Annotated in this window: 4 protein-coding genes; all 4 read left to right on the top strand. The window is 64.2% G+C overall.

Annotated elements, in window-relative coordinates; all coding sequences use genetic code 11:
* Positions 1-53: 53 nt before the first annotated feature.
* The 4 genes from WG208_RS13395 (at position 54) to WG208_RS13410 (ending at position 6,620) form a co-directional block, all read left to right on the top strand.
* A complete protein-coding gene (locus WG208_RS13395) occupies positions 54-2,636 on the top strand; it encodes a DUF5916 domain-containing protein (protein ID WP_337171874.1) in 2,583 nt (860 codons plus the stop codon).
* Between the two features lie 96 nt (positions 2,637-2,732).
* Entirely contained in the window at positions 2,733-3,803 is a 1,071-nt protein-coding gene (locus WG208_RS13400) for a hypothetical protein (RefSeq protein ID WP_337171875.1), read from the top strand.
* A gap of 180 nt (positions 3,804-3,983) precedes the next feature.
* A complete protein-coding gene (locus WG208_RS13405; protein ID WP_337171876.1) occupies positions 3,984-4,730 on the top strand; it encodes a DUF305 domain-containing protein in 747 nt (248 codons plus the stop codon).
* Positions 4,731-4,805: 75 nt separating this feature from the next.
* Positions 4,806-6,620: a hypothetical protein gene (locus tag WG208_RS13410; RefSeq protein ID WP_337171877.1), complete on the top strand. Its 1,815-nt coding sequence runs from the start codon at positions 4,806-4,808 to the stop codon at positions 6,618-6,620.
* The last annotated feature ends 36 nt before the right edge of the window (positions 6,621-6,656 follow it).

Raw genomic sequence — 6,656 nt, forward strand, 5'->3', positions numbered from 1 at the left:
CTGTCCAACCGATGCTCCCCGTCCAGCCCTCCCGCAACCAGCTGCGTCTCCATATGCGGTTCGTCTCGCTTATCATCCCATTCGTCGCTCTCACTGCCGCTTCGGCCCAGCCGGCACCGGTGGTGGCGACCACCGCGGTGTCCGCGCGTCGTGCGAATGCAGGCCGCACGCCCGATCCCGCGCCGGCGCCGGTGCCCAGCCCGGAGCGGGCCCATCGCGCACCCCGCATCGATGGACGTGGTGACGATGAGATCTGGCGCACGGCGCGACCCATTACGGAGTTCCGGCAATGGGAACCGGTGGAAGACGGCGATCCTTCGTTCCGCACCGAAGCCCGGGTCGCATACGACTCGCGCAATCTGTATGTGCTCGTGCGCAACTTCGATCCCCATCCGGACAGTCTGCTGTCGGTGCTGCAGCGGCGTGACGGAATGGCACTGTCGGACGACATCATTCTCGGCGTCGATTCCTACAACGACAAGCGCACGGGTTACATGTTCCGTCTCACGCCGGCGGGCACGATGTCCGATGGCTATGTCTTCAACGACGGAGAGGAAGACTGGGGATGGAATGCGGTCTGGGAAGGTGCGGCGCAGATCGATTCGCTCGGCTGGACCGCCGAGTATCGCATTCCTCTCAGTCAGTTGCGGTATGTGCCGAGTGGCGACAACACGTTCGGCATTCTCCTCATGCGCCGTATCGCGCGACGTGGTGAGCGCGTCTCGTGGCCGCTGTTCCGGAAGTCGCGTACCGGCATGGTGAGCCAGTGGTCGTCCATGCCCGGGTTCACATCGCTCTCGGCGCCGCGCCGCATGGAGATATTGCCGTACACCGTTGCACGGTATGGTGCGAGCCCGCTCGGTGATGGAACGCCGCGCAATGCGACCCATTCGCAGATCGGTGCCGACATGAAGGTCGGGCTGACCTCCAATATCACGCTCGATGCCGCGGTGAACCCCGACTTCGGTCAGGTGGAGGCCGATCCGGGTGTGCTCAATCTCAGCGCGTTCGAGCAGTTCTTCGCCGAGCGGCGTCCGTTCTTTCTGGAAGGCAGTGGCATCTTCCGTTACGACATCGACTGCAATGACGGCAGCTGCACCGGTCTGTTCTACTCGCGGCGCATCGGCCGCGCCCCGCAACTGCGTAACCAGTTCGGCGATGCCGCATCACCGCTGCAGTCGCGCATCCTTGGTGCCGCGAAGGTGACCGGCCGCCTTGGCAACGGCCTTTCCATCGGCGTCATGGATGCGGTCACCGAACGCGAAGCCGGCACGCAGCTCCGCACCATCGAGCCGCAGACGAACTATGCGGTGATGCGCCTGCAGCAGGATCTGGCCGGTGGCAACAGCGGCGTCGGATTCATGCTGACCAACACGGCCCGGCAAACCGATCAGTGGACGCGAAACGTGCTGCGCGGCAACGCCTGGACCGGCGGTTTCGATGCACGACACCGGTTCGCGGGCAACCGCTGGCAGGTGAACGCCCAACTCGCAGGCTCGCAGGTGAGTGGCACGGCCCAGGCCATCGCGCTCACGCAACGCTCCAATGTGCATCTCTTCCAACGGTCCGGTGCGGATCATCTCGACTACGACAGCACCCGCACCAGTCTCTCCGGATGGATGACCCAGGCGTCGCTCAACAAACAGGGCGGCGGTATCACACGGATGAGCAGCAGCATCTGGTATATCGCTCCGGGGTTCGAGATCAACGATGTGGGGTTCCGCACGCGCAGCGATGAGACCGGAGCCTCCTTCTGGATGCAACTGCGCCCGGTGAAGCCCGTGGGCTTCTTCCGGCAGGCCAATGTCAACTTCAATGCGTGGGGCACAGCCAATACCGGCGGCATGATCCTGAACAACGGGGGAAACGTCAACGGCTGGGGCGAGTTCCGGAATTTCTGGAGTGCAAACGGTGGCATCGGGTTCAACGACCTCATCACGGCCTATTCCGATCGGAATGCCCGCGGCGGCCCGGCCATCTACATGCCGCGTCGGATGAACACGTGGTGGAACGTGAATGGCGACAACCGTCGCGACATCGCGCCGAACTTCGGCGGCGGTGGCGGGCGTCGCCTCGATGGCCTCGGCAGCAACTGGAACGCCTATGTCGGCGCCCGGGTGCGCGTCGGCTCGCAGTTCAACGGCAATGTGAGCTTCAGCTACAGCCGCAACATCGACGATCAGCAGTGGTACGGCAACTACGTGGACAATGGCGTGACCGCCTTCACGTTCGGGCGGCTGTACCAGTCCACGAGTTCGATGACCATGCGCATGAACTACACCATCACGCCGACGCTGAGCTTCGAAAGCTATCTGCAGCCGTTCGTGAGCACTGGACGTTACACCGACTGGCGTACACTCCAGGATGGTCGGTCATCGAATCGGGACGAGCGATTCCGCCCGTACACCCTGCGTGGCAATCCCGATGGCTTCCGCTTCGGACAGCTGCGGACGAACAATGTCGTCCGCTGGGAATATCGTCCCGGGTCGGTACTGTTCTTCGTCTGGACACAGGGCCGGGACGCCAGTGAGGCCAATCCCGAACAGTACGGCGTGGGTTCGAGCTACTCCAACATCTTCTCCCGCCGCCCCGACAACGTCTTCCTGATCAAAGCGAGCTACTGGCTGGGCCGGTGATCGGTGGTAGGATATGAGGCAGTGCATCGGTCCCCTCTGGGGGCAGCCGGTGCACTGCCTCGGCGTTTCCATGCCATCCGTCCACCGTGGTGACTGGTGTTCACGACTGTCCTCCGCCCGCTCGTTGCACTCGGGATGTTCGTGCTGCTCTCCATGTCCGCGGCCTGCCGTGGCCCGGCGTCGTCACGCTCATCGTCTCCGCGTCCGCTCCCGCTGGAGGCGCTCATGCGGGAACGGACGCGGATGCTCATCGTCGACTCCGGTGTGACGGCCACGATCGTCGAACCGGAGACGCTCGATCCCACACGCGCGATCGAGCTGATTCTCTACGCGCTGCCCAACGGGAACAGCACGGCGGAGACGATGGGGCGCACACCCCGCGACAGCGGAGAATGGCGGTATGACATCCAGCACATCGCCGCCCAGACACGCCTGCTGCGCGCGCGTGGACTCACACAGGCCGTGGTGGTGTATCTCGAAGCGGCCGGAAAGAGCTGGCCCGAATGGCGACGGGTCCGCGGCTATCCGGAAGCCAACGCCCGCATCGGGCGCATGGTCGATCGTCTGAGGCAGGACGTGCTGAACACGGACAGCCGACGTCGATATACACCGGTGAATGTGACGCTCACCGGACACAGCGGCGGCGGCTCCTTCATGTTCGGCTTCATCGAAGGGCAGGAGACGATTCCGTCGTGGGTGGAGCGTATCGCCCTGCTCGACGCCAACTACAACTTCGCCGCTGTTCACGGCCCTCCGTTGCAGACGTGGCTGAACGCCGCACCGTCGCATACGCTGGTGGTGCTGGCCTACGATGATCGCGAGATCACGCTCGATGGCAGGAAGGTCGTCTCGGACTCGGGCGGGACCTGGCGTGCCTCTCAGCGCATGATCGACTGGTTCGCGCCGCGGCGTCCGCTCACGCGTGAGATGATCGGGGATTTCCAGCGCTGGCGCGACGCGTCCGGACAGGTGGAGATGTGGCTGCACCCCAATCCCGCCAATCGCATTCTGCACACCGAACTGGTGGGCGAGATGAACGGGTATCTGTATGCCATGCTCACCCGGCGTCCCACTTCGGTGACGCCGTTGGCAATGCCCGGCCCGCCGCGTGTTTACCAGGGGCTTGTTTCGCACATCGAAAAATTCCCACTGGATCGCGATATTTGACTTTCTGTGGCTGCAATTGAGCGATTGGGCCCATAATAAGGCGGTCTGCCCCGCCAGCGCTGTGGGACGGTTCTGCGTTATGCTGAGAGAGCGCGCCATGGATCGCTGCGCTCCTTCGTGCATCGTTCGTGCATCGTTACCGGGCCTTTACCAGGCTCTTCCCACCGTCTTTCAGTGACCATGATCCTCCGTCGCTGTCTTCTTGCCGCGTTTGTCGGTATCGCGCCACTGGCGTGTGCCACGGCTCCCGCCCGAGCTCCCTCCGCCACCGGTGGCCAGGTGGCCGCCCAGACAACCGCCCCTGACATGGCCAGTCATGCGGGCCATACCATGACGGCTCCCGCTCCCGCCGCCAGTGCCGACGCACATGCCGGCCATGCCATGGCGGGTCACGATATGGCGGGCGGTCACAAGATGGATCTCGGCAACATCCCGGCTCCGACGATCCCCGCCGGGGCGCTCATCACGGTCGCCGATGTGCGTTTCATGCAGGGCATGATCGGACACCACGCCCAGGCCGTGGAGATGACGCGCATCGCGCGCGCCAACGGGTCCGATCCGTATGTCCTCAAGCTGGCGCAGAAGATCGATCTCTCCCAGATCGGTGAGATCGTCCTCATGCAGGACTGGCTCCGCGCGCACAAGCAGTTCGCGCCGGACACCTCGTCGTGGCGGACGATGTCCATGATGGGGCTGCTCACCGCCGACGAAATGAAGCAGCTCGAAGCCACGAAGGGCGCGGCCTTCGACAAGCTGTTTCTCACGCTCATGATCCGTCACCATGAGGGCGCGATCATGATGGTGCACGAGCTCTTCGGCACCCCGCGCGCCGGACAGGAAGTCGATGTGTCCGTGCTCGCCAACGATATCGAGACGACGCAATCGGCCGAGATCGCGCTGATGCGTCAGCTGTTGCTCGATCTGTAGGACCGTTCTCTCCTCATGTTCTCCGCAGTGTTTCCCACCTCACGGATCTCTCTTTCTTTCATGGAGTCGTTTCCGATGTCATCGTTTCGCCGTCCACGCCTGATGGCTCTTGGTGTGGCCGTTGCCTCGTCGCTGGCCATCGCGCCCACGCTGGTGGCGCAGACCTATCCTTCGGGCAACGATCCACGCAACGGTCTGAAGTACGGACTGCACGACGCCGGAGAAGCCATCCAGGGCATGCGTCTCGTCTCGACCACGCGGAAGCCCGCCGTGCTCGACTCGATGGTCGGTCTCACGTTCGTGAACTCCGATCTCGCGTTCCGCGGCAACTACGTCTATCAGGGCAACTTCGCCGGCTTCTCCATCTGGGATGTGAGCAACCTGTCGAAGCCGGTGCTCGCCTCGGTGGTCTCCTGCATCACGTCGCAGGGCGATCCGTCCATCTACGGCAACCTGTTGTTCGTGTCGGCGGAGGGTGCCGGCAATCGCAACGACTGCGCCAAGGGCGGCGTGCAGGATCCGAAGGATCACATGGCTGGCGTGCGTATCTACGACGTCTCCAATCCCAAGGCGCCGAAGCTGATCAAGAACGTGCAGACCTGCAAAGGCTCGCACACGCACACGCTGATTCCCGACCCGAAGAACAAGGACATCCTCTACATCTACGTGTCGGGTCAGCAGGGTGCGCGTCCGGACACCGAACTCGCGGGCTGCAAGACGGGAGCGGACCCCGACGACGAGAGCAACTCGCTCTACCGCCTCGACATCATCAAGGTCGACGTGAAGCGTCCGCAGGATGCCGCGGTGGTCAGCGGGGCGCGCATCTTCTCAGGACTGCGTCCGGCGCCCCGTCGTGGTGGTGGTGCGGCGCGCCCGATGCGCGCCATGTCCGCTGCCGACAGCGCCATGATGGCGGCGATGGCCAATGCCGGTCCGCGCAACTGCCATGACGTGACGTCGTATCCGGAGATGGGGCTGCTCGCCGGCGCGTGCGGCAGCCACGGGCTGCTCGTCGACGTGTCGAATCCCGAGAAGCCCGTGCGTCTCGATGCCGTGGCCGATACGAACTTCTCGCTCTGGCACACCGCCGTCTTCAGCAACGACGGCAAGAAGGTCGTCTTCACCGACGAATGGGGCGGCGGCACCTCGCCGAACTGCCAGGCCATGCATCCGCTGGAGATGGGCGGCAACACCACGCTCGTCATCACCGGCGATCGCAAGTACAAGCAGCACGCGTACTTCAAAATTCCCACGGCGCAGAGCCCACAGGAAAACTGCGTCTCCCACAACGGGGGACTCATCCCCGTGCCCGGCCGTGACATCATGGTGCAGGGCTGGTATCAGGGCGGCGTGAACATCATCGACTTCACCGACCCCGACAAGCCGTACGAGATCGGCTTCTTCGATCGTGGTCCGGTGGATGCGCCGTCGGCGGAAGCCAACACGCGTCAGCGTGGCACCATCGCCGGGTCATGGGGCGCATACTGGTACAACGGCTACGTGTACTCGTCGGAGATGGCGCGTGGTCTCGACATCCTCGAGGTGTTGCCCGGCGACAAGCTGTCGGCCAACGAACTCGCGGCGGCCAAGCTGATCAGGATGGCCGAGTACAATCCGCAGGCCCAGCCGAAGCTGGTGTGGCCGGCGGCGTTCCCGGTCGTGCGCTCCTACCTCGACCAGCTCGTGCGGGACGGCGGGCTCGCGGCGGCGCGTACCACCGCCATCGGTCAGGCACTCGCCGCCGCCGAGAAGCAGTCGGGCGCCGCGCGCAAGGCTGCACTGAACACGCTGGCCGGCCAGGTGGAGCAGGATGCCACTGGGGCCCGCGACAGCGCCAAGGTCTCCACGATGGCCAAGGCCATCCGCGATCTCGCGGCCGCTACGAAGTGAGCACGCGGTAAAGAGGTGATGAAATCAAAAGCGGGC

Source organism: Gemmatimonas aurantiaca (assembly GCF_037190085.1).
Taxonomy (GTDB): Bacteria; Gemmatimonadota; Gemmatimonadetes; order Gemmatimonadales; family Gemmatimonadaceae; genus Gemmatimonas; species Gemmatimonas aurantiaca_A.

Coding starts and splice junctions, on each gene's coding strand:
- WG208_RS13410 (WP_337171877.1), top strand. CDS start 4,806: ATGTCATCGTTTCGCCGTCCACGCCTGATGGCTCTTGGTGTGGCCGTT.
- WG208_RS13395 (WP_337171874.1), top strand. CDS start 54: ATGCGGTTCGTCTCGCTTATCATCCCATTCGTCGCTCTCACTGCCGCT.
- WG208_RS13405 (WP_337171876.1), top strand. CDS start 3,984: ATGATCCTCCGTCGCTGTCTTCTTGCCGCGTTTGTCGGTATCGCGCCA.